The 21,435-nt window shown below is 75.0% G+C and carries 20 protein-coding genes; 9 read left to right on the top strand and 11 right to left on the bottom strand.

The window, feature by feature from the left end:
• Window positions 1–676 precede the first annotated feature (676 nt).
• Together ACGFZ2_RS27385 and ACGFZ2_RS27380 are read right to left on the bottom strand one after the other, a co-directional pair.
• Window positions 677–1,468, bottom strand: a complete 792-nt coding sequence (locus tag ACGFZ2_RS27385) for an SDR family oxidoreductase (protein ID WP_393268175.1) — start codon at window positions 1,466–1,468, stop codon at window positions 677–679.
• Window positions 1,465–2,439, bottom strand: a complete 975-nt coding sequence (locus ACGFZ2_RS27380) for an LLM class F420-dependent oxidoreductase (protein WP_393458363.1) — start codon at window positions 2,437–2,439, stop codon at window positions 1,465–1,467. Before ACGFZ2_RS27380 ends, ACGFZ2_RS27385 begins: the two co-directional genes overlap by 4 nt.
• Before the next feature lie 148 nt (window positions 2,440–2,587).
• Here ACGFZ2_RS27380 and ACGFZ2_RS27375 point away from each other — a divergent pair, with 148 nt between their 5' ends.
• Both ACGFZ2_RS27375 and ACGFZ2_RS27370 read left to right on the top strand, forming a co-directional pair.
• Complete coding sequence (locus ACGFZ2_RS27375; RefSeq protein ID WP_393458282.1) at window positions 2,588–3,802, top strand: low temperature requirement protein A; 1,215 nt, start codon at window positions 2,588–2,590, stop codon at window positions 3,800–3,802.
• 79 nt (window positions 3,803–3,881) lie between these two features.
• Complete coding sequence (locus ACGFZ2_RS27370; protein ID WP_393458279.1) at window positions 3,882–4,763, top strand: DUF1028 domain-containing protein; 882 nt, start codon at window positions 3,882–3,884, stop codon at window positions 4,761–4,763.
• A 135-nt stretch (window positions 4,764–4,898) separates the two neighbouring features.
• Here the strand turns inward: ACGFZ2_RS27370 and ACGFZ2_RS27365 are convergent, their stop codons facing one another.
• Window positions 4,899–5,567: a maleylpyruvate isomerase N-terminal domain-containing protein gene (locus ACGFZ2_RS27365; RefSeq protein WP_393458276.1), complete on the bottom strand. Its 669-nt coding sequence runs from the start codon at window positions 5,565–5,567 to the stop codon at window positions 4,899–4,901.
• A 123-nt stretch (window positions 5,568–5,690) separates the two neighbouring features.
• Here ACGFZ2_RS27365 and ACGFZ2_RS27360 point away from each other — a divergent pair, with 123 nt between their 5' ends.
• Window positions 5,691–6,143, top strand: a complete 453-nt coding sequence (locus ACGFZ2_RS27360) for a YbhB/YbcL family Raf kinase inhibitor-like protein (protein WP_357458858.1) — start codon at window positions 5,691–5,693, stop codon at window positions 6,141–6,143.
• A 100-nt stretch (window positions 6,144–6,243) separates the two neighbouring features.
• On the opposite strand, the gene ACGFZ2_RS27355 is transcribed toward ACGFZ2_RS27360, so the two are convergent.
• Window positions 6,244–7,131: a phosphatase PAP2 family protein gene (locus ACGFZ2_RS27355; protein ID WP_393458272.1), complete on the bottom strand. Its 888-nt coding sequence runs from the start codon at window positions 7,129–7,131 to the stop codon at window positions 6,244–6,246.
• 86 nt (window positions 7,132–7,217) lie between these two features.
• On the opposite strand from ACGFZ2_RS27355, the gene ACGFZ2_RS27350 reads away from it, so the two are divergent.
• Window positions 7,218–7,904, top strand: a complete 687-nt coding sequence (locus ACGFZ2_RS27350; protein WP_393458269.1) for a DUF3159 domain-containing protein — start codon at window positions 7,218–7,220, stop codon at window positions 7,902–7,904.
• Window positions 7,905–8,253: 349 nt separating this feature from the next.
• On the opposite strand, the gene ACGFZ2_RS27345 is transcribed toward ACGFZ2_RS27350, so the two are convergent.
• A complete protein-coding gene (locus tag ACGFZ2_RS27345) occupies window positions 8,254–9,192 on the bottom strand; it encodes a cyclase family protein (RefSeq protein WP_393458266.1) in 939 nt (312 codons plus the stop codon).
• Between the two features lie 147 nt (window positions 9,193–9,339).
• On the bottom strand, window positions 9,340–9,951 hold the full coding sequence (locus ACGFZ2_RS27340; RefSeq protein WP_393458263.1) for a CGNR zinc finger domain-containing protein: 612 nt from the start codon (window positions 9,949–9,951) through the stop codon (window positions 9,340–9,342).
• An 84-nt stretch (window positions 9,952–10,035) separates the two neighbouring features.
• Here ACGFZ2_RS27340 and ACGFZ2_RS27335 point away from each other — a divergent pair, with 84 nt between their 5' ends.
• Window positions 10,036–10,629: a hypothetical protein gene (locus tag ACGFZ2_RS27335; protein WP_393458260.1), complete on the top strand. Its 594-nt coding sequence runs from the start codon at window positions 10,036–10,038 to the stop codon at window positions 10,627–10,629.
• 276 nt (window positions 10,630–10,905) lie between these two features.
• On the opposite strand, the gene ACGFZ2_RS27330 is transcribed toward ACGFZ2_RS27335, so the two are convergent.
• The 3 genes from ACGFZ2_RS27330 to ACGFZ2_RS27320 all read right to left on the bottom strand — a co-directional run bounded on the left by ACGFZ2_RS27330 (window position 10,906) and on the right by ACGFZ2_RS27320 (window position 15,300).
• On the bottom strand, window positions 10,906–11,328 hold the full coding sequence (locus tag ACGFZ2_RS27330) for a roadblock/LC7 domain-containing protein (RefSeq protein WP_393268154.1): 423 nt from the start codon (window positions 11,326–11,328) through the stop codon (window positions 10,906–10,908).
• Entirely contained in the window at window positions 11,325–13,817 is a 2,493-nt protein-coding gene (locus ACGFZ2_RS27325) for a nitrate- and nitrite sensing domain-containing protein (protein ID WP_393458257.1), read from the bottom strand. The genes ACGFZ2_RS27330 and ACGFZ2_RS27325 overlap by 4 nt, the downstream gene beginning before the upstream one ends.
• A gap of 103 nt (window positions 13,818–13,920) precedes the next feature.
• Window positions 13,921–15,300 (bottom strand): FGGY family carbohydrate kinase, encoded by a 1,380-nt coding sequence (locus ACGFZ2_RS27320; protein WP_393268149.1) that lies wholly within the window; start codon window positions 15,298–15,300, stop codon window positions 13,921–13,923.
• 255 nt (window positions 15,301–15,555) lie between these two features.
• On the opposite strand from ACGFZ2_RS27320, the gene ACGFZ2_RS27315 reads away from it, so the two are divergent.
• Entirely contained in the window at window positions 15,556–17,529 is a 1,974-nt protein-coding gene (locus ACGFZ2_RS27315) for a chorismate-binding protein (protein WP_393458254.1), read from the top strand.
• Window positions 17,530–17,614: 85 nt separating this feature from the next.
• On the opposite strand, the gene wrbA is transcribed toward ACGFZ2_RS27315, so the two are convergent.
• On the bottom strand, window positions 17,615–18,232 hold the full coding sequence (wrbA, locus tag ACGFZ2_RS27310) for an NAD(P)H:quinone oxidoreductase (protein WP_350711126.1): 618 nt from the start codon (window positions 18,230–18,232) through the stop codon (window positions 17,615–17,617).
• A gap of 109 nt (window positions 18,233–18,341) precedes the next feature.
• Between wrbA and ACGFZ2_RS27305 the strand changes: the two genes are divergently transcribed.
• On the top strand, window positions 18,342–18,830 hold the full coding sequence (locus ACGFZ2_RS27305; RefSeq protein ID WP_393458251.1) for a GNAT family N-acetyltransferase: 489 nt from the start codon (window positions 18,342–18,344) through the stop codon (window positions 18,828–18,830).
• A 46-nt stretch (window positions 18,831–18,876) separates the two neighbouring features.
• Here the strand turns inward: ACGFZ2_RS27305 and ACGFZ2_RS27300 are convergent, their stop codons facing one another.
• Window positions 18,877–19,263, bottom strand: a complete 387-nt coding sequence (locus ACGFZ2_RS27300; RefSeq protein ID WP_393458248.1) for a DUF4190 domain-containing protein — start codon at window positions 19,261–19,263, stop codon at window positions 18,877–18,879.
• Between the two features lie 164 nt (window positions 19,264–19,427).
• Between ACGFZ2_RS27300 and ACGFZ2_RS27295 the strand changes: the two genes are divergently transcribed.
• A complete protein-coding gene (locus ACGFZ2_RS27295) occupies window positions 19,428–20,495 on the top strand; it encodes a winged helix DNA-binding domain-containing protein (RefSeq protein ID WP_393458360.1) in 1,068 nt (355 codons plus the stop codon).
• Between the two features lie 150 nt (window positions 20,496–20,645).
• A complete protein-coding gene (locus tag ACGFZ2_RS27290; RefSeq protein WP_393458245.1) occupies window positions 20,646–21,380 on the top strand; it encodes a YsnF/AvaK domain-containing protein in 735 nt (244 codons plus the stop codon).
• The last annotated feature ends 55 nt before the right edge of the window (window positions 21,381–21,435 follow it).

Genomic DNA, 21,435 nt, shown 5'->3' with positions numbered 1-21,435 from the left:
AAGTCGATCACGCGGGGCCGTCGCATCCGGACTGACGGTGGCCGGCATCAGGTCGCGATGGACCAGGCCGGACGGGCGGGTCGCGGTCGACGCGGTGGCGGTGCCAACGGTCGGTCAGTCGGTGCGGCGCCTCCCCGGAGATCGGGCCACGCTCACGGACGTGCCGCTCCAGGGTCGGGCCATCGATGAACTCGCTGACCACGTACGGTGGGTCCGCGTCCACCTCCCGGTTGTCGTTCACGTCCCTGCCCGGGTGGACGACGCCCCGGCCGCCCGCACCCAGCCGCCCGAGCAGCTGGTAGGGCCCCGCCGTGCGTGGATCATGCGAACTCAGCGGCGTGGTACCAGGCATCGCTGCCCCTGTCAGCCCGGTCATTGTGGCTCCACCGAAACCCTTACGAGCCGCGCCGATGCGACGGACGACACAGGCATGATGTCACGGCTCCACCAGCACGAAAACCACTCGCGTTTCGGCGTGTCGTTCGACGACTTCGGCGATTTGGTCGACGGTAGAGACCGTGCCGCCACCATAAGGCCCCCACAACCCGCCGCGCCGTCGACAACGCTCATTCGTCACCACAATTAGTCGCGGGCGCCCTCTCGCTGCCGACGCCACACCAAGCCGCGCCAGCCACTACCGCCGACGCGGCTACCCGCCATGACTGCCGTCGCGGTACTACCCCCGCAGGCGGCGGACGAGTTTGCGCAGGCCGGCCTGCCAGCCGTCCGGGTCCTCCGCGCGGCGGAGGGCGTACGCGGCGACCTCCGGGTGCGGCAGGATGAGGAAACGCTCCTCGGCGAGGCCGGCGATCACCGAGTCGGCGACCTGGTCGGGGCTGAGCACCGCGCCGGAGGCGGCGATGACCCGGGCCCCGAGGTGCCCGGCGGCCAGCCCCTCGGCCAGCATCGGCGTGTCCACGCCCTGCGGGCACAGCGCACTGACCCGCAGGCCCTGGTCCCGGTAGGTGACGGAGAGCCACTCGGCGAAGCCGACCGCGGCGTGCTTCGTCGTCGTGTACGCCGCGTCGCCGACCGCGGTCAGCACGCCCGCCGCCGAGCACGTGTGCAGCAGGTAGCCGCCGCCCCGGGCCAGCATCGCCGGGAGCACCGCCCGGGCCGCGTAGACGTGGGAGAGCACGTTCACCCGCCACGCGCGGTCCCAGCCGGCGTCGTCGACCTCCACTCCCCCGCTCGTGGTCACGCCCGCGTTCGCGCAGAACAGGTCGATCCTCCCGTACCGCCGCTCGGTGTCGGCGACCAGCGCGCGGACCTGCTCCTCGTCGGTCACGTCCAGGGCGGCGGCGTGGGCGACCGGGCCGACGCCGTCGGCGACCGCGCGGGCCGCGTCGGCGTCGAGGTCGGCCACCACCACGGCGGTGGCGCCCTCGGCGGCGAACCGCCGCGCCAGGGCCGAGCCGATGCCGCCGGCCCCGCCGGTGATCACCACCACCCGGTCGGTGAGGTTCATCGCGGCTCACCCGGAGCCAGGCGCGTGATCAGGTCAGCCAGCGCCGCCGTGCCGCCGGCGGCCACCTCGGGGGTGGGCAGCAGGGCCAGCACCGGCACGTCGATCCCGGCGTCGGCGTAACGGCGGACCTGCTCACGGCAGTGTTCCGGCGAGCCGTGCAGCACCAGCGCGTCGACCACCTCGTCGGGCACGGCCGCGCCGGCGCCGCGCCGGTCCCCGGCGGCCCAGGCCCGCCACATCGGCCCGAGCACTTCCTCCCGGCCCAGCCAGCGGTGGAACTCGGCGTACGCGGGAACGGTCAGGTAGCTGGTGATCAGCCGGCGGCCCAGGGCGCGGGCGTGCGCGGCGTCGGAGGTGGGACAGACGAAGATCCGGGCGACCACCTCGAAGCCCGGACGCCGGTCGCCCACCTCGGCGAGCGCCCGCGCCACGTCACTCGCGGCGAGCCAGTTCAGGATGACGCCGTCGGCCTCCGCGCCGGCCAGTCCCAGCATCCCGGGGCGCAGCGCGGCGAGCAGCAGCGGCGGCGGCACGGCCGGCGGCCGTTCCAGGCGGAACCGGCGCACCGCGAAGGTGTCGTACGCCTCGTCGACGGTCGCGCCGGAGAGCGCCGCGCGCAGGAAACGCAGCACGTCCCGGGTCCGCCGGAACGGCTCGTCGAACGGCACGGCGTTCCAGTTCCGCACGATGACCGGCGAGGACGCGCCGATGCCGAGCGCGAACCGGCCGGGCGCGGCCTCGGCGAGCGCGGCGGCGCTCATCGCCAGCAGGCCGGGCCCCCGGGTGAAGACCGGCGTGATCGCGGTGCCCAGGCGCAGCTGCGGCTGCCAGGCGGCGGCGAGCGCCAGCGGGGTGAACGCGTCCGCCCCGGCGACCTCGGAGGACCACACGTCGGTGAACCCCGCCCGGTCGAGGGCCGCGTAGGCCGCGGCGTGGTCGGCGAGCGGGATGCCGTCCAGCGGCACGGTCATGCCCCATCGGGTCGTCATCGGTCGATGGTGCCCGCCGGCCGCCGGCCGGATCAAGATCCCGCCCCGGTTTCCCGGTAGTCGGGCGGTCGGGCGGTCGGCGGTGTTACGACTGCGGGATGGGCGCACGTGACGGCGGGGCGAGCTGACCATGGCCGCCCACGAGGCGGGACGCCAACTGCCCCCGGCCGTCGACGCCGGCCGGGCCACGTTCCTCGAACTCTTCTTCGACCTGGTGTACGTCTTCGCGCTCACCCGCATCTCGGTCCGCTCGTTCGAGGACCTGGCGCTGGAGCCCGGGGGCGCCCGGGGCTGGGGCGCGGTCACCGGCGGCGCCAAGACGCTGCTGCTGATCCTCGCGCTCTGGGCGGTGTGGCAGGGCACCTCCTGGACGACCAGCCGGTACGACCCGCACCACGCCTGGTTGCAGGCTGTCGTCATCACCGCCGCGGTGGCCAGCATGGTGATGGGGGTGGCGATCACCCGGGCGTTCAGGGAGACCGGGCTGATGTTTGCCGTGGCGTACGTGACCGCACAGCTCTCCCGCCCGCTGATCCTGCTGCTCGCCCTGGGCTCGCACCCGTACCGACGGCTGAACCTGCGGATGCTGCTCGTCTACAGCGCGACCGGCACGCTCTGGATCATCGGCGCGTTCGTGCCGACCAATCCGCGGGTGTTGCTGTGGACCACCGCGCTCGCCGCCGAGTACCTGGCCGCCCGGTTCGGCTGGCCGGTGCCGGGGCTGGGCCGCTCGACCGTCTCCCGGTGGGACATCGCCGGTGAGCACCTCGCCGAGCGGTACCAGCAGTTCTTCCTCATCGCGCTCGGCGAGACGATCCTGGTCGCCGGCCTCGCCTACAGCGAGGGCCCGTACGGCGGCGGGCACGCGCTCGCCTTCGCCCTGGCGCTGGTCACTTCGATCGTGCTGTGGCGGATCTACGTGCAGCGGGCCGGGCAGATCCTCGCCGAGGCCGTCGCCCGGGCCCGGCACCCGGCCAGCATCGGCCGGTCCGCGGCCGACACCCACCTGGTCATGGTGGTCGGGCTGACCGCCACCGCGATCGGTTACAAGCTGGTGATCGAACACCCGCTGGACCGCCCCGAGGCGGCCTGGCTGGCGATGGTGCTCGGCGGGCCGGTGCTCTTCCTCGCCGGCCGGGCCCGGTTCGAGTACGAGGTGTTCAGCCGGGTGTCGCCGTCGCGCTGGATCGCCGCCCTCGTGCTGCTGGTCCTGATGCCGGTGCTGCTGCGCACCGTGTCGCTGGTGGCCGCGGCCGTCGCCGCCGCGTTGCTGACCGCGGTCGCGGTCGCCGACGCCCGCCGGGCCCGGGGCGCGCCGCCGGAGGCCGCGGCGCCGCCCTTCTGAGCCATTGCCGGACCCACGTCGGCAGGAGGGTCGCATCCAGCACCGACGATGGCCGCCGGCAGCGCGCTAGTCTCCTGTCGTGACCTTCTCGCTCGTCGCCCGCTCCGACGACGGCCGCCTGCACGGCGTCGTCGTGGCCAGCCGGTTCCTGGCCGCCGGCGCGCTGGTCCCGGCCGCCGAGGCCGAGGTCGGCGCGCTCGCCACCCAGGCGCACGTCAACCTCGCGTACCGGCCGCAGGGGCTGACGCTGCTGCGCACCGGGGTGGCCGCGGCCGACGTGGTCGCCGGCCTGGTTGCCGCCGACCCCGACCGGGACCACCGCCAGCTCGGCGTGGTCGCCGCGGCGGGCGCGGGCGCGACCTGGACGGGCCCGGCCTGCCACCCGTGGGCCGGCGGCCAGGCCGGCGACGGCTGGGCGGTGCAGGGCAACATCCTGGCGGGCCCGCAGGTGGTCGACGCGGTGCGGGACGCCTGGCTGGGCGGGGCGGCGCTGCCGTTCCCCGACCGGCTGCTCGCCGCGCTGCGCGCCGGGGACCAGGCCGGCGGCGACCGGCGCGGCCGGCAGAGCGCCGGGCTGCTGGTGGTCGAGCGCGGCGGCGGGTACGGCGGCACCAGCGACGTCCTGGTCGACCTGCGGGTCGACGACCACCCCGATCCGGTGACCGAGCTGGGCCGGTTGCTCGCGCTGCACACCCTGCTCTTCGGCCGGCCCGATCCGGCCACCCTGCTCGACCTGACCGGGGCGGTGGCGACGGAGGTCGGCGGGCTGCTGGCCGCGCTGGGTCTGCCGGTCGACCCGGACCGACCGGAGGAGGCGCTCTTCGCCTGGGCCGGGATGGAGAACCTGGAGGAGCGGCTGGTGCCCGGCCGCATCGACCCCGTGGTGCTGGACCACCTGCGCAAGGCGGTGCCGCGGGTGCCCGCGCCGCGCGCGGCGGCGGACCCGTTCGCCACCACCTGACCCGCGTCGCCCGGCGACGACCATCCCGGGGAAGGGGGCGGACACCCGCGCGGGGAGACCGCGAGCAGCCCAGCCCCGGCCTCGCCGGTCGCCCGGACGCTGCGGCGGCTCGCGCGGTCGGCGGGAGGAGACCGGTCAGCCGCCGAAGGAGAGCCAGCGGAAGCCGGTGGCGCCCAGGACGGCCCGCTCCCGGGCGGTGAGGTCGGTCCGGCCCGTGGCCCTGCGGATCAGCGTGAGCCGGTCCCATCCCAGCTCCGCCGGGACGGGACGCCCGCCGGTGAGCAGGCCGGCGACGACCTCCGCCGCGGTGGGCGTCAGCCACGGCTCCCGGTCCAGCGCCGCCGCCAGGTCCAGGCCGTGCACCCCGACCTCCACCACGCGGGTACGCAGGAACTCGGCCAGCGCCATCGCGTCGCCGTGGCGGGTGCGCACCACCCGACCGGGCGGCTGGGCGTCGACGGCGGCCAGGGCGTCCCGCCAGGCCCGGTCGAAGTCGGCCACCAGGGCGGGGCCGTCGAGTTCCCGGGCCTCCCGCCGGCCGCTGTCGATGCGGGCGGCGTCCACCGGCGGGGTGAACTTGGCGGCGCCGTAGTACGCGGCGGCGTCGACCTCGGCGCGGGGCGGGGCCGGCGCGGCGAGCATGTCGACCAGCCGCCCGGCGCCGGTGCGCACGTGGGCCAGCAGCTCCCGCACGGTCCAGGGGCGGCAGTCGGTGGGGCGGTCCAGATCCGCCTCGTCGACGCCGCGCAGCACCTCGCCGAGCCGCGCGCACTCGTCCCGGAACGCCGCCCGTACCCGCTCCACCGGTCCTCCCCCGTCCGTGTCTGCCGCTCCGACCCTCTCACACCGCCGATCGGCGGCGGCGTGGCCGTTTCGGCGGTCGCCAGGCGGGTACGCGCGGCCGGGCCGAGGAGAGGAGCGCCACCGATGGCCGGGATCATGCTGCGCAGCACCGCGTTCAACGACCACGACATGTTGCCGACCCGCTTCGCCCGCGAGGGAGGCAACGTCTCACCGCCGTTGGAGTGGTCGCAGGTGCCGGAGTCCGCGACCGAGCTGGTCCTTTTCGTCGAGGACCCGGACGCCGGGAAGACCCCGTTCCTGCACTGGCTGGTGACGGGCATCGCGCCGACCGCGGCCGGGGTGCCCGAGGGTGGGGTGCCCCTGGGCGGCCGGGAGTGGCCCAACGACTTCGGCACGACCGGGTGGGGCGGGCCGCACCCGCCGCAGGGCGACGATCCCCACCGGTACTTCTTCCGGCTCTACGCGCTGGACCGGCCGCTGGAGCTGCCCGACACGCCGCACGCCGACGACGTGCACCGCACGCTCGTGCAGCGGGACATCGCGAGCGGGACGATGGTGGGCACCTACTCCCGCTGACGCGGGCGCCACGCCTGCCGGGAGGCGGCGAGCCGGGGCAACCCGGTGCCGGGAGGCAGCGGGGCCGCTGTCAGCCCTGCCGGGAGGCGGCGGGCCGGGCTCAGCCCTTGACGCGGGGCACCAAACGGTGGACGGCGGCGAGCACCAGCGCCATCACCACGCCCATCGTCCCGGCGATGCCGGCGGCGCTGCCGGCGTACCCGACGAACAGCGGCCGGCGGGCCAGCTCGTCGGGCGGGGTGGCGCGCAGGTCGAGCAGCCAGGCCAGGGCGAGCCCGCAGGCCACCGCCGCCAGCGCGCCGCCCATGCCGAGCACCGTGGCGGCGACCCGGTGCGCGTCGGCCGACTCCACCTGCGCCTGTTCGCGTTGCGTGACCAGCAGCAGCAGCCCGGCCAGCGCCGCCCACACCCCGACCACCAGGAACGCCGCCACCGCGTCGCTGGGCCGGTGCCAGCCGGCGGAGAGGGTGGCGACCCCGGCGACCGCGGCGTAGCCGGCCCCGAGGAAGGCGCCGAGTGCCCGCACCTTTTGCGGCAGCACGAGCACCAGCGCCACCGCGACCGATGCGGCGACGGTGGCGTGCCCGCTGGGCAGGCTGTTGCCGGCGTAGATCCGCTCCGGGTCGATGCCGAAGTCCGGCCGGGCCAGTCCGTACTTGAGCAGCTGGGTGGTGCCGTTTGCGCCGGCGATCAACAGGGTGGCCGTGACGGCGAGCGCGATGCGACCCCGGATCAGCGCGATGAAGCCGATCACCGCGGTCGCCGCCAGCAGCGACACGACCGACATGGCGTTGAGGATCCGGTCCACCGGGCCGTCGATGCGGTCCTGACCGATCCGGTTGCCGGTCAGGGCGACGGTGTCGATCCACTGGCCCGCCTCGATGTGCAGGGCGACCCGCCACACGGCCAGGAAGGCGGCTGCCTGAACGATCGCCAGGACGACCAACCAGACTGCGGTCCAACCCCTCGGCGTCGCTCGCACCCGCACACCGTAGCGGCCAGCCCGCCCCGGTCACCCGCTGGCCCGCCCGCTGGCGACGGATAGGTTGGGGGGCGGACGTGAGGAGGTGGCGGGTGGTCAGCACACCGGAGCGCGGGAAGCCCCCGGCGGACCGGCCGGAGAGCCTCGCCGACCTGCTCGGCGGGCGTCGGGGCGCGGTCGACGCCACCCTTCCGCCGGTGGCGTTCGCGGTCGGTTGGCTGATCGGCGGCCACTCGCTGTGGGCCGGGGTCGGCGCGGCGGTGGTCACCGGCACGGCCCTGGCCGGCTGGCGGTTGCGGCGGGGCGACCGACCGCGCTCGGTGCTGGTCGGGCTGTTGGCGGTCTGCGTGGCCGCGCTGGTCGCGTTGCGCACCGGGCGCGCCGAGGACTTCTTCCTCGTCCAACTGCTCTCCAACGCGGCGAGCGCGCTGGCCTGGGTCGTCAGCATCGCGGTGCGTTGGCCGCTGCTCGGGGTGGTGGTGGGCGTCGCGCTCGGGCAGCGCAGCCGGTGGCGGCGCGATCCGGCGCTGCTGCGCGCGTACGGCCGGGGAAGTTGGGTGTGGGCGGCGACCTACGTGCTGCGGGTGCTCGTGTTCCTGCCGCTGTGGTTCGGCGGCCAGGTGGTCGCGCTGACGGTCGCCCGGGTGGCGCTGACCTGGCCGCTGGTGGCGACCACGCTGGCGGTGAGCTGGGTGGTGGTGCGCCGGTCGCTGCCGGCGGGTCACCCGGGGCTGCGGCATCCGGTCGTTCCGGCCGTCGTGGTCGCGGCGGAAAGATGAGGGAGAGGCCGCCACGGGGGGAGCGGCCTCTCCGGTGACGTACGTTACTCCGTCGCGGTCCCGTGCGTGATCCCGTGACGGCCTGTTTTTGCGGGCTTTTTCGCGCCCGTTGCGTATCCGGGTGGTGGTGTGGGTCGGTCCGTTCCGCCGCACCGGTCGGAGGGCCGGCCCACCCGGCCTGACCGTGGGAGCCGGGCCGTTCCGCCGACCGGGCGTCGACGCGGCTGGCCCCTGCGGGTCGCAGCGGCCGGGTGTCGAGGGCGTCGGCCTCCCCCGCCCGGTTCGGTGCGCCACCGCGCGCCCCGCGAGCCGGGTCCTTCGTGGCGTCGCGCCCCTCGTGAAGCCGCGGTCAGAATGTGGCGATCGGGTTGACCGGGCTGCCGGACGTACCGGCGAAGCGGACCGGCGCGACTGCGAGGTGGAAGTCCCACTGGCCAAGCTCGGCAGCCGTCGTCGCGCACGCCTCCAGGTCGCAGTTGTCGAGCAGCCACAGACCCATCGCGACGAGGCTCACGGCGTGAACCGGCATCAACACGTCTTCGTACCCCGACGGCTGAACCTCCTGGGGGGTGTCAGCGCCGATCAGCGCGACCTCCCGTTCGTGCAGCCACGGCAGGCAGGACGCGTGCCAACCGGCCTGCGTGAAACCGTTGGCCGCACCGGTCTCGTGTCGGACGCGGCCACAGCCGGTCCGCAGGAGCACCGCATCGCCGGATCGCACCCGCACACCCTGGCGACGCTCGGCCTCCTCGAGATCCTCGGGAAACACACCCTGCCCCGGTTCCAACCACGGCACATCGCGGACCCTCGCGATGTCCAGCAGGACACCACGCGTGATGATCCCGTTCGCCGCCGCCGTGACGGCCGCCCACGCCGATCCCGTCGCGGCGTCGACCAACGAGTGCGACCGACCGTTGTACATCGTGCCGTCCCAGAAGATGTGGCACGGCGAGTCGACATGGGTGAGGGTGTTGCCGTGGAAGGTGATGCCGAGCCGCTCGGACGAAAAGCCCCAGCGCCGGTCGTCCCGGAATCCGGGCAACGGCATGTTCTCGGCACCCGGCATGTCGGCGGCGCACGGGCACGTCGTCGTCGACCGCTCCATGTCTTCCGGTACCGCAACCTCCCATGCGCACGACACGCTCCTGCCGTGGCGCACGGCCCGCGCCGCCGCCAGCCGAACGTCGTCGGTGATGTGGTTCAGGGTCCCCAACTGGTCGTCGTCGCCCCACCGTCCCCAGTTCGACAGGGTGTTGAAGTACCCGAGCACGTCGTCCTGTGTGGGCATCGGTCGCCCTGCCGTCATCCCAGCATCGGCTCCTCCGGTCACGCGGTTCGAGGCACCGCAGGTAGGGTATCCCGCCCCGGCGCGAGAACTCACCCGCCCGCGCCGCAGTCCGCGCGATCATCACTGGTCAAGTGGAGTGACGGTTGGTCAGTCCGGCTGCTGGCGGGCGGCATAGGCCCGTACCTTGGCCCGGTTGCCGCAACTGGCCATGCTGCACCAGCGACGCCGGCCCCGCCGGTCGAGGAAGAGCCATCCGCAGTCGACGGCCGGGCAGGCGCGTACGTCGGTGCGGGCCGGGGTGCTGAGCAGGTCGACGGCGGCACGGGCACCGGCCAGCAGCGGCAGCAGCAGACCGACGTCGTCGGGCAGCGTCCAGTGGGCGAGCCCGTCCTGGTCCGACTCCAGCACCGCCACGGCGGCGGCCCGCTGTGCCTGCTCGGCGACGTGCCGGAAGGCCGCGGTGTCGCAGGGGTCGAGCAGGACATCGTGCAGCGCGGTGCGCAGCAGCCGGGTCGCCACCAGTACGTCGTGTGCGGCGGCCGGGTGGCGGCGACCGTGTTCCCGAAGTCGACCGACGGTGGCCGGGGTGAGTAGCTGGACGTGCCCGGCCCACACCGCCAGGCGGTCGAAGTCGCGAAGCCACTCCCGTTCCGGACTGGGCGGTGCCGCCCAGCCGGCCCAGGTGTTGCAGAGCTCCAGGGCGGGATGCCCGCCGACCGGAACGGGCATCGGATAGCCCTCGACGTTCACCCAGTGCATGTCGACAGTGTGCCTTGACTCGGCGTAGTTAACCAGTACTGTCAACAACACCGGTTGACTGACATTTACTGGTTAGGTGATGACATGCGCCTGGGAAAGATCGTCAGTCGGTCTCTGCTCGGAATGCTGATGGTCTCCACGGCCCTCGTGACCGCTCCCGCCAGCCCGGCGGTCGCTGGGGACATCGGATCCCAGGTGACCGTTTCCGGTTGGCGAGGCTGGGGCGGCAACCGCCCCGAGCCCTGGCGTCCGTCGATCCAGGAGGAATGGACCGGTCCGGCCGGCCGCTACTGCTCGTTCCCGCTACACGTCCGCGTCGTCTCCCAGGACGTACGGGTCCGGGTGCTCGCCCGATATGCCACCGGGGCCGTCCGACGTGAGGAGTACGCCGGCCCGCTGACCGTGGACTTCGTCAACACCGACACCGGGAAAGCCGTACGCCGGGACGCGGGCGGCTCCGGGCTGCTCGAATACCGCCCGGACGGCGGGTGGCTGCGCTACACCATCGTCGGGCCTGCGGGGTTCGGCTTCCGGTTGGGAGACCGCCACCCGCGTGGCTACTACATCCTCGACGGGCTGCATGTCGTCTCGATCGATCCGGCCGGCACCCGTCAGTTGACGCTGGGGATCGGCCGGCAGGACAACGTCTGCGTCGCCCTCGGTGACCCGCCCGCCTGACCACGGCGACCCGGTGAAGGTGGTGGGTGGGGATGGCCACGACATGCGTACCTCGGCGCTGTACCGCACGTTCGGCAGTTCGCCGGCGCGCGGCGCCGAGCCAGCGGTGAGGGCGGTGGCGGCCACCATCGTGACGATCAACGACCTCCGCATGCGTCACCTCCTCTCCGCGTCGCCGACCGCCAGGCGGGGTGCCCGGCGGGCGGCGTCCGCCGGTCCACTGGGATCCGGCTGGGAGCGGAGCTAGGGAAGGGCGCGTCCCGCCGTCCGCCGTCGTCAGCGCGGCAGTGCCTGCTGCAGTTCCGCCCGCAGGGCCGGGGTGAGCATCTCCCCCGCCTGCTTGGCCAGCCGCGCCATCTCGTAGCCGACCACGCCGATGTCGGCGTCCGCGCCGGCCAGCGTGGCCAGGATCGACCCGTCGCGCACCTGCATGACCAGGAAGTAGCCGCGTCCCATCTCGACGACCGTCTGCTTGACCACGTCGCCGTCGAACATCTGGGCGGCGCCCGCGGTGATGCTCATCAGCCCCGACGTCACCGCGGCGAGCTTGTCGGCGTTGTCCCGTGGCAGGTGGTCGGAGATCGCGACCAGCAGGCCGTCGGAGGAGACCACGATGGCGTGTGCCACTCCCGGCACCCGCTGTGTGAATCCGCTGACCAGCCAGCTCAGATCGCGGGCCTCCTGGCTCAACGTCGTCATCTGTGTCCCCCTTCGGTGCACGTGCCGCCCGGCGGCATGAAAATCTCGGTGGTGTCCTCGGCTTCGGCCCGCCGGACGCCGCTGTAGAGCCGGGACAGCATGCCGCCGACCGCCTCCGGGTCCGGGTCGTGGCGTGCCGCCGGCTGTTGCGGCCGCGCCGGCTCGGTGACGGCGGAGAGCTGGGCCATCGGCACCCGTACGGGCAGCCCGCGGGCGTTGGTACCGCCGGTCACCGGGACGGTCGGCGGGGTGGGCGAGGTCTCCCGGACCGGGGCCGGCGCCGGGCCCTGGCGGGACCACCAGCCCCCGCCGGCGGGCGACCCGGCCGCCGGGGCGGTCACCTCCTCGGTCCGCACCGGCCGGGTCTGGTGGGGCACGGCGGCCTCCGGACGCCGCCCGGCCACCGGCATCTCGTCGGGCGACGGCGCGCCGGCCCAGGCGACCGCGGAGGTCAGCATCCGCGCCGGGGCGGGCGCGCCCGGCTCCGGCGCCGGCGCCAGCAGGTCACCGGGCAGCCGGATCCGGGCGACGAGGCCGGCGTTCGCGCCGCCGTGCAGCCGCACCTCGACGCCGAGCCGCGCGGCGAGGTGGCTGACCACGAACAGGCCCATCCGCTCGACGGTCGCGACGTCGGCCGCCGGCGGCGTGGCGAGGACGGCGTTGGCCTCGGCCAGGGCGGCCGGGCTCATGCCGAGGCCCTCGTCGGCGATCTCGACGACCGCGCCGGCGCCCTCGGCCCCGGCGGTGACGGCCACGACCGTGTCGGGGCGGGAGAACGAGGTGGCGTTCTCCAGCAGCTCGGCGAGGACGTGGACCAGCTCACCGACGGCGTGGCCGACGACGTGCAGGTCGGCGACCGCCTCGTGGCGCACCCGCTGGTACTGCTCGATCTCGGCGCTGGCCGCCAGCAGCACCGCGCCGAGTCCGACCGGCCGGTTCCACCGGCGGGTCGATTCGGTCCCGGCCAGCACCAGCAGGCTGTCGTCGTTGCGCCGCATGCGGGCGGCCAGGTGGTCGAGCTTGAACAGGTTCTCCAGCTGGTCCGGATCGCTCTCCTCGCGTTCCAGGTCGTCCAGCAGCTCCAGCTGGCGCTCGACCAGCACCTGGCTGCGGCGCGCGAGGTTGACGAACATCGCGTTGACGTTGCGCCGTGTGGTGGCCTGCTCCACGGCGACGCTGACCGCGCTGCGGTGCACCGCGACGAACGCCTCGGCCAGCTCGCCGATCTCGTCGAGCGAGCGGACCACCGCCGGCGGGACCTCGATCGTGGGGACGCCGCCGGTCACGGTGCGCAGCCGGTCCAGGGCCTCCGGCAGCTCGAGCTGGGCGATCCGCAGGGCCTGGCCGCGCAGCAGCCGCATGGACCGGGCAATGGACCGGCCGACCAGAACGGAGATGAGCAGGGCCACCAGCAGCACCACGACGACCACGCCGACGACCAGCAGCGTCGTGCGCAACTGCGCGGCGCTCACCTCGTCGGCCTGTCGTACGGCGTCGTCGAGCACCGACGCCTCGACCCGGCGCAGCAGCTCCTGGCGCTGCTCGCTGGCCGCCCACCACTGTGGAGCGGGCAGCACGGCCGGCTGGGCGTCGCCCGTCGGCAGGCTCTGCTCCTCCAGCCGGGTGGCGGCCAGGAACGCCGGGTCCACGGAGGTCTCGTCGTAGCGGCCGATCTGCGCGGTCGTCGCGGCTACCCGGAACGCGCCCAGCGCGGTGAGCTGCTGGGCCCGCAGGTCGGTCAGGACCACCTGGTCCTCCACGCCGTACCGGCCGGACCGGGCGGCCTCGTAGAGCTGGGCGCGGACCCGGGAGGACAGCTCCTTGACGCGGGCGAGCTGGACGTAGCGCAGCACCGCGTCGCTGAGGGCGGGCTGGTCCTCGCCGGGAGACGGCTCGGCGAGGAGGCTGAGCAGTGCGTCGACGGCGCGGTGGTAGTTGCTGAGGATGGTGTCGCTGCCCAGCACCGCCGGGGGGATCGCGGCGCGGATGTAGACGACCTGCTGGTAGGCCTCCAGCACCTCGGAGTAGGCAACCCGCCAGGACGCGTCGGCGTCGGCCAGCGGCTCGGCCGCCCGGCGCAGCTCCCGCAGGGCCTGGTCGGTGGCGCTCTGCAACGGTTTCAGCGCGACGATGGCCCCGTCCCGGTCGGCGCCCGCGCCGCTGCGCCGCAGCTCGCCCAGCTCACCGGCGGCCCGGTCCCGCTCCTGCTGGAGCTGGTGGACCACGACGGTGATCTGCCGACCGATGCCCACCTGCTCGGCGAAGTCGCCGAGCGCGGTGGTCTGCCCGACCAGGGCGTGGGTCTGCACGCCGGCCAGCACCAGGAACGCCACCGACGGGATGACCAGCACGGTGGCGAGCTTGGTGCGCATCCGCCAGTCCCGCAACCGGAACGGCGAACGGCGCCGGTGCGGGACGACCCGGACGTCGAACCGGCGCCGGCGGTGCTGCGGCACCTCGCCCCGTGCCGGGCCCGGACCTGCGCCCACACCTGCCTCCTACGTCCCTCGCGTCCGCCGCGGCGACCCGGGGAACGGAGTCCCATCCAATCAGGCCCGCGAGCTGTGTCAACGGGCCGGGCTGAGGTGCGACTCAGGAGGGTGAGGCGGGCTCGTCCGTCCGGCCGATGTCGGCGAGCCGGGTCGCGTCGCCGACGCGGCCCAGCGCGACCAGCGCCGCACCGCTCGCCCCGACCTCCGGGTTGCGCCCGTGCCACACGGGCCGGGGCGCGAGCACGGCGGCGAACGCCGAACGCCACCAGCGTGAGGCGGCCACCGCTCCCCCGCCGAGCACCACCTCGACCGGTTTGTCGACAGTGGACTCCAGCACCGTGAGGTCCTCGGCGACCAGGTCGCACAGACCCCGCATCAGCCCGGCCAGGATCTCCACGGCGGTGCTGCTGAAGCTCAGCCCCCGCAGCTCGCCGGAGCCCGCCGGCACCAGGCCGGGCGGCCGGTCGCCGCCGAAGCGGACGTTCACCGGCAGGCGGCCGTCGGGTGGCAGCCGGGCCAGCGCGGCGTCCAGCTCCGCGCCCTCGGGCAGTCGCAGCTCCCGGTTGGCCCAGGCGAACAGGTTGCCGCCGGAGGAGTACGCGGCACCGGTGACCACGTAATCGTGGTCGACCCGGTAGCGCCAGAGCGTCTCCGGCAGCGGGGGCAGTTCCTCGCCCGCCGGGCCGCGCTGCATCAGCCGGACCGCCGCCGAGGTGCCCACGGTCACCGCGACCCGGTCCGGGGCGGCGCAGCCGCTGCCGACGTTCGACGCCGCGCCGTCGCCCACCGGCCCGGCCCACGGCGCGTCGGTGAGCTGGGGCCAGCGCCGCGCGTACGCGGGCCGCAGCCGGCCCCGCCATCGCGCCGGGGCCAGCTCGGGCAGCTCCCCGGCCCGGCTGCCGGCCAGCGCGCAGGCCTCGGCGTCCCAGTCCAGGGTCCGCAGGTCCAACAGCCCCGTGCCGGACGCCTGAGAGATCGACATCGGCGCGGCGTCGAGCAGCTCGCCCAGCACGTACTCGGCCAGGCCGGCGAACCGGGCGATCGGGCCCCCGGTGTGCTCCCGCAGCCAGGGCAGCCGGATCGACCAGTAGCAGCGGTGCCACCACGTGCCCGTGCGCTGGTGGAAATCGGCCGGGTCGGCCGGCCCCGGCGCGCCGGGCAGGGCCGCCGGCCGGGTGTCCAACCAGGTCAGCACCGGCCCGAGGGGCGCGCCGTCGGCGCCCAGGGGGACCACCGAGTGCCACTGCGCGGAGGTCGCCACCAGGGACACGTCCCGCAGATGCCCCGCCGCGGCCAACTCGTCCAGGCACTCGACCAGGCAGGCCAGGTAGCCGGGGCCGTCCAGCGTGCCGGTCCCGTCGTCGTGCACGACGAGGCTCACCCTGCGCCGGGCCAGCGCGCCGGGCCGCGGGCGGGCGTCCGCGTCCAGCACGAGCCCGCGTACCGAGGAGGTGCCCAGGTCGAGCGCGAGAATGTTCATCGCCGTCAAGTTACCCGGTGCGCCGCGGCCCGGCGTCCCAGCGGATGGGCCGTACGCCCGATCGGCTTTCCGGCCCGTGGGCCGCCGCGTAGGGTGGTGCCATGCTCGCGCACCTGTCCTGCTGGTGGCCCGCCGACCCGGCGGCCATCCCCCGCGCGTAGCTTCCCCACGCGGCCGCCCGACGAGGCGGCCGCCGGTCTCTCCCCGGCCCTCCCGGTCGCCCCGCCCGGGTGCCGCCCGGCCCGAGGAGACCCGATGACCCACCTGCCCGAGCTGCTGGCCGCCGTCGCCGCCGGCGCCGACCCCGGCCCCTTCGCGCTCGTCCGACGCGAGGGCGCCGACCACCTGGAGCTGTTCACCGGCACGGTACGCGTGGCGGAGCGGCTCGCCGACATCCCGCTGCCCGACGGGCCGCCCGGCCCCCGCACGCTGGCGCTGGTGCCCTACCGGCAGGTCACCGAGCGGGGCTTCGCCTGCGTCGACGACGGCGTACCGCTGGAGTGCCTGGAGATCGCCCGGCACGAGCGGATCGGCCTGGCCGAGGCCCTCGCCGCGCTGCCCGACGTGCCCGTGCGCACCGCCGGCGCCCGCTTCGACGTCAGCGACGACGCGTACGCGGCCACCGTCGGCCGGGTGCTCGCCGAGGAGATCGGGCGCGGCGAGGGCGCGAACTTCGTCATCCACCGCTGCCTGCGCGCCACCGTCGAGGGGCCGCCGCTGGTCGCCGCGCTCGCCGCGTTGCGCCGGCTGCTGTCCGGCGAGCGCGGGGCGTACTGGACGTTCGTGGTGCACACCGGCACCCGCATCCTGGTGGGCGCCAGCCCGGAGCGGCACGTCAGCGTCGACGACGGGCTGGTCATGATGAACCCGATCAGCGGCACCTTCCGGCACACCGGCGCGGACGCCGACCGGGGCGCGCTGCTGCGCTTCCTCGCCGACCCCAAGGAGGTCGAGGAGCTGTACATGGTGCTGGACGAGGAGCTGAAGATGATGGCCACCGTCGCCGAGCACGGCGGCCAGGTGGTCGGGCCGTACCTCAAGGAGATGTCCCACCTGGCGCACACCGAGTACCTGCTCGCCGGCCGGGGCACGAAGGACGTGCGGGAGGTGCTGCGCGAGACGATGTTCGCGCCCACCGTCACCGGCAGCCCGATGGAGAACGCCTGCCGGGTGATCGCCCGGCACGAGCGCACCGGGCGGCGCTACTACGCGGGGGTGCTGGCGCTGCTCGGGCGCGACGACGCCGGCCGGCAGAGCCTGGACGCGCCGATCCTGATCCGGACCGCCGAGATCTCCCCCGCCGGCGACCTGCGGGTGCCGGTCGGGGCCACCCTGGTCCGGCACTCCACGGCCGAGGGCGAGGTGGCCGAGACGCACGCCAAGGCCGCCGGCGTGCTCGCCGCGCTGGGCCTGGGCCCGCAGGCCCCCGCGGCCGGCGCGCGCCCGGCGGTACGCCTCGCCGACGATCCCGAGGTCCGCGCGGCGCTGGCCGCCCGCAACGCGCCGCTGGCCCGGTTCTGGCTGGACCAGCGCGCCCCGGACGCGCCCGGCCTGCCCGGGTTGGCCGGGCGTCGGGTGCTGATCGTCGACGGAGAGGACACGTTCACCGGGATGCTCGCCCACCAGTTGGGCGCGCTGGGCCTGGCGGTGACGCTGCGGCCGTGGCACGCCGCCGGCCCCGTGGACGGCTACGACCTGGTGGTGGTCGGTCCCGGCCCGGGCAACCCGGGCAGCACGACCGAGCCGAAGATGATCGCGCTGCGCGGCCTGCTCGCCGGGTTGCTCGCCGAGGGCCGGCCGACCCTGGCGGTCTGCCTGGGCCACCAACTGCTGTGCGGCCTGCTCGGGCTGGCGCTGCACCGCCGGGACGCGCCCTACCAGGGGCTCCAGCGGGAGGTGCGGCTCTTCGGCACACGGCGCCGGGTCGGCTTCTACTCGACGTTCACGGCCCGGGCGGACACCGACCGGCTGACCACCCCGTACGGGCCGGTCGAGGTGGCGCGCGACGGCGCCGACGGCGCGGTGCACGCGCTGCGCGGGCGGGGCGTGGCGGGGGTGCAGTTCCACCCGGAGTCGGTGCTCAGCCCGGACGGCCTGGCGGTCCTGGCCGACCTGCTGTCCGGGCTGCTGCCTTCCCCCGCCGGGCGACTGTCGACGGGCGGGGAACGGTCGCCTGCCGGAGACCTGTCCGCCACCGGCGAGCGGTCGGCGACGGCCGAGCGTGCATAGTCGTCCCGATCGGGGGTAGGGCTGGAGGCGACCGGTGGTCCGGGCGGGTCGAGAGCCCCCGCCCGGGCCGCCGGTCGCCGCCGGCTCACCCGGCCAGACCGGCCTTCAGCGCGACACCGATCTGCACCGCCCGCCTCGTCGTCAGGGCGGTGGCGCCGAGGGCGATGTCGTCCGGCGCGGTCTCGCCGTTGTTGCTGGTGTGCGAGGCGCCGTACGGGTTGCCGGCGACGAACTGGCTCGGGTCGGTGTAGCCGGGGGTGACCACCACCCCACCCCAGTGGTAGAAGACGGTGAACAGCGACAGCAGGGTCGCCTCCTGGCCGCCGTGGGAGGTGGCCGTCGTGCAGAACGCGGAGTAGACCTTGTTCGCCAGGGCGCCCTGCGACCACAGCGGCCCGGTGGTGTCGATGAACTGCTTGAGCTGGGCGGCCATCACGCCGTACCGGGTCGGCGTTCCGAAGATCACCACGTCCGCCCAGGAGAGGTCGTCCAACTGGGCCTCCGGGACGTCCTGGGTCTCCATGCGGTGCGCGTGCCAGCCCGAGTTGGAGCGGATCGCCTCGTCCGGCGCCAGCTCGCGCACCTTGCGCAGGCGCACCTCGGCGCCAGCCTCACCGGCGGCCTCGCAAGCCGCCTGCGCCATCTGGTACGTGATGCCGGTCGCGCTGTAGTAGATCACCGCGACCTTGGTCTGGGCAGCCATCAGGTGTTTCCCTCCTCATGTCGGGTCAGCTCCGGCGACTACCCGGTACTTGCGGCGTCAAACGGCGGGGGAGGGATCCGGCCCGCCCGGCGTGCGAGATGCTGGGGGCATGCTGATCAGGGACGCCACCGCCGAGGACTGGCCGCGGATCTGGCCCTTCCTCCGGGAGATCGTGGCCGCCGGCGAGACGTACACCTGGCCCCGCGACGTCGACGAGGAGCGGGCCCGGACGATGTGGCTGGTGCCCCCGCCGGGCCGCACGGTCGTCGCGGTCGACCCGGACGGCGCCGTGCTCGGCTCGGCGAAGCTGGTGCCCAACCAGCTCGGGCCCGGCGACCACGTGGCCAACGCCAGCTTCATGGTCGCCCCGACCGCCGGCGGGCGCGGCCTGGGACGCGCCCTCGGCGAGCACGTGCTGGCGCTCGCCCGCGCCGACGGCTACCGGGCCATGCAGTTCAACGCCGTCGTGGCGACGAACACCCGGGCGGTGGCGCTCTGGCGCTCCCTGGGCTTCGAGGTCGTCGGCCGGGTGCCCGAGGCGTTCCGGCACCCCGACCAGGGGTACGTGGACCTGCTCGTCATGCACCGCCGGCTCTGAGCCCGCGGGCGACCGCCGCGGCTCAGGGGAGGACGCCCCCGGCCGGTCAGTCCAACCGGTCGCGCAGGTCGTCGACCTGTCGCTGTATCCGGTTCACGGCGCTCTCGTTGTTGAGGAAGGTGGTGATCCCGGCGGCGAAGGCCAGCCCGATCAGCACCGCCAGGGCGCTGAGCACCAGGCCGCCGAGCGCCACGCCCCGGCCGGTCACCCCGGGCCGGCGGGCCATCTTGAGCCCGACGATGCCCAGGATCACGCCGATGATGCCGAGCAGCAGGCCGATCCAGGACAGGATCACGGTCAGCACGCTGATCAGCGCGGCCACCCCGAAGACCAACGCGAAGGCCGCGGCGGCGCTGGTCTTGGCCGACGGGCCCGCCCGGCCGGCCCGGGTCCGTGCGCCGGCACCCCGGGCCGGCTCGCTGGACGCAGTCATGTCGCTCCCTCCGGGGCGCGTCACGCGCCCGCCGGCGGCCGGTTTCCCGCTGCGGCGGCCGTCATGCGTCGGATGTCGGGGGCCGGTCCTAAGCTGTGGCCCTGCCCCGACCCGAGGAGCCCGATCCCGTGGACCTGACCGGCCGTGAGGCGCTCGCGCTGCGGATGACCAGTCTGCTGCTGCGCCCGCACCCCACCGCCCACCCGGGCGGGGTCGCCGACGTGGTGGAGTGGTTCGGGGCCATGCAGGCGCAGGACCTGGCGAGCGGCATGTGGTCGCTCGGGGTCCGGCTGCCCGCGCTCAACCACGCCGACGTGCACGCCGCGCTGGAGCGCCGGGAGGCGCTGCGCACCTGGCCGATGCGGGGCACCGTGCACCTCGTGCCGCCCCGCGACGCCCGCTGGATGCTGGAGCTGACCGGCGTACGCTCGCTGGCCGCCGCCGCGACGCGCCGCGCGCAGCTCGGGCTGGCCGAGGCCGACGCGGACCGGGCGGTCGACGTGCTCGGCGCCGCGCTGGCCGGCGGTGGCCGGCTCACCCGGGCGCGGTGCCTGGCGGCGCTGGAGGCGGCCGGCATCGGCACCGCCGGGCAGCGCGGCTACCACCTGCTCTGGTACGCGAGCGTGCGGGGCGTCACCTGCCTCGCGCCGAACGTGGGCACCGAGCAGACCTTCGCCCTGCTCGACGAGTGGGCACCCGCGCCGCACCGGCCCGACCGGGACGAGGCGCTGGCGATCCTCGCCCGCCGCTACGTCCGCGGCCACGGGCCGGTCACCGACCGGGAGTTCGCCGGCTGGACGGGCCTGACGCTCACCGACGCCCGCCGGGGCCTCGCCGCGGCCGGCGACGCCCTGGCCCGCGTGCGGGTCGACGGGCAGGAGGCGCTGGTCGACTCGGCCCTGCCGGACGCGCCGCGCGCACCGGTCGACGACGACCTGCTGGTGCTGCCCGGCTTCGACGAATACCTGCTGGGCTACAAGGATCGTTCGCTGATGCTCGACGCCGCGCACCGGGACGCGATCGTGCCGGGCGGCAACGGCGTCTTCCAGGCCACGGTCGTGCGTGACGGTCGGGTCGTGGGCACCTGGAAACGGGCGGTCGGTCGGGACCGGGTGGCCGTGACGGTCCGCCCGCTGACGCCGCTCGGCGCGGCGCAGCGGGCCGGGGTGGAACGCGCCCTCGGCCGCTACGCGGCCTTCCTCGACCGCGCGCTCCACGTCGACTGGGCCTGAGTCGTCCACACCGCCCCCACTGGTCCCGGTGGCCCCGGTGGCCCCGGTGGCCCCGACGTACCCTGCTGCTCCTATTCACCGGGCCACCGACGAATCCGCTCCGGTCGGCCGGGTATCCGTCCGGCGACACGAGAGGGAGGTAGACGATCCATGAAGCTCAGCGCACAGCAGGCCAGTTCGCTGTACGGACAGGACGTCAAGGACCGCTCGGGTTCGAAGATCGGCAGCGTGGGTCAGATCTGGACCGACGCCGCCGGCGAGCCGACCTGGGTCAGCGTGAAGACCGGCATGACGGGCCGGAAGGAGTCGATGGCTCCGCTGGACAAGGCCCGGATCACCGACGGCGGGCTCGCGGTCGACTACGACACCTCCACCGTGAAGAACGCCCCCGCGGTGGACGCCGGCACCGACGAGCCGCTGAACACGGCCCAGATCGAGCAGCTCTACGCCCACTACCACCTGCAGCCGCAGGGCGCGCCGAGCGCCGCCCGGGGGCGGGCGCCGGCGGCGGGCGAGGACCTGATCCGGTCCGAGGAGCGACTGCGGGTCGGCACGGAGAGCCAGCCGGCCGGTACGGCGCGGCTGCGCAAGTACGTCGTCACCGAGGACGTGCACACCACCGTGCCGGTCGAGCACGACGAGGTGTACGTCGAGCGGGAGCCCATCGCCGCCGGCGACGCCCGCGATGTCCGCGCCGACATCGGCGAGGCCGAGCAGGAGATGACCCTGCGCGCCGAACGGCCGGTGGTCGGCAAGGACACGGTGCCCGTCGAGCGGGTCCACCTCGCCAAGGACGAGGTCGTCGAGCAGCAGCCCGTCGACGACCAGATCCGGCGGGAGCGGGTCGAGGCGGAGATCCCGGAGGCCAGCCGGCGACGCCGCTGACCGCCAACACGACAAGGGGCGGGTGGGTCGGCGCGACCCGCCCGCCCCGCGCGTC

Source organism: Micromonospora sp. NPDC048063 (genome assembly GCF_043202855.1).
Taxonomy (GTDB): Bacteria; Actinomycetota; Actinomycetes; order Mycobacteriales; family Micromonosporaceae; genus Micromonospora.
Note: the sequence above shows the minus strand (reverse complement) of the source record. Positions and strands in the feature narration are given on the sequence as shown.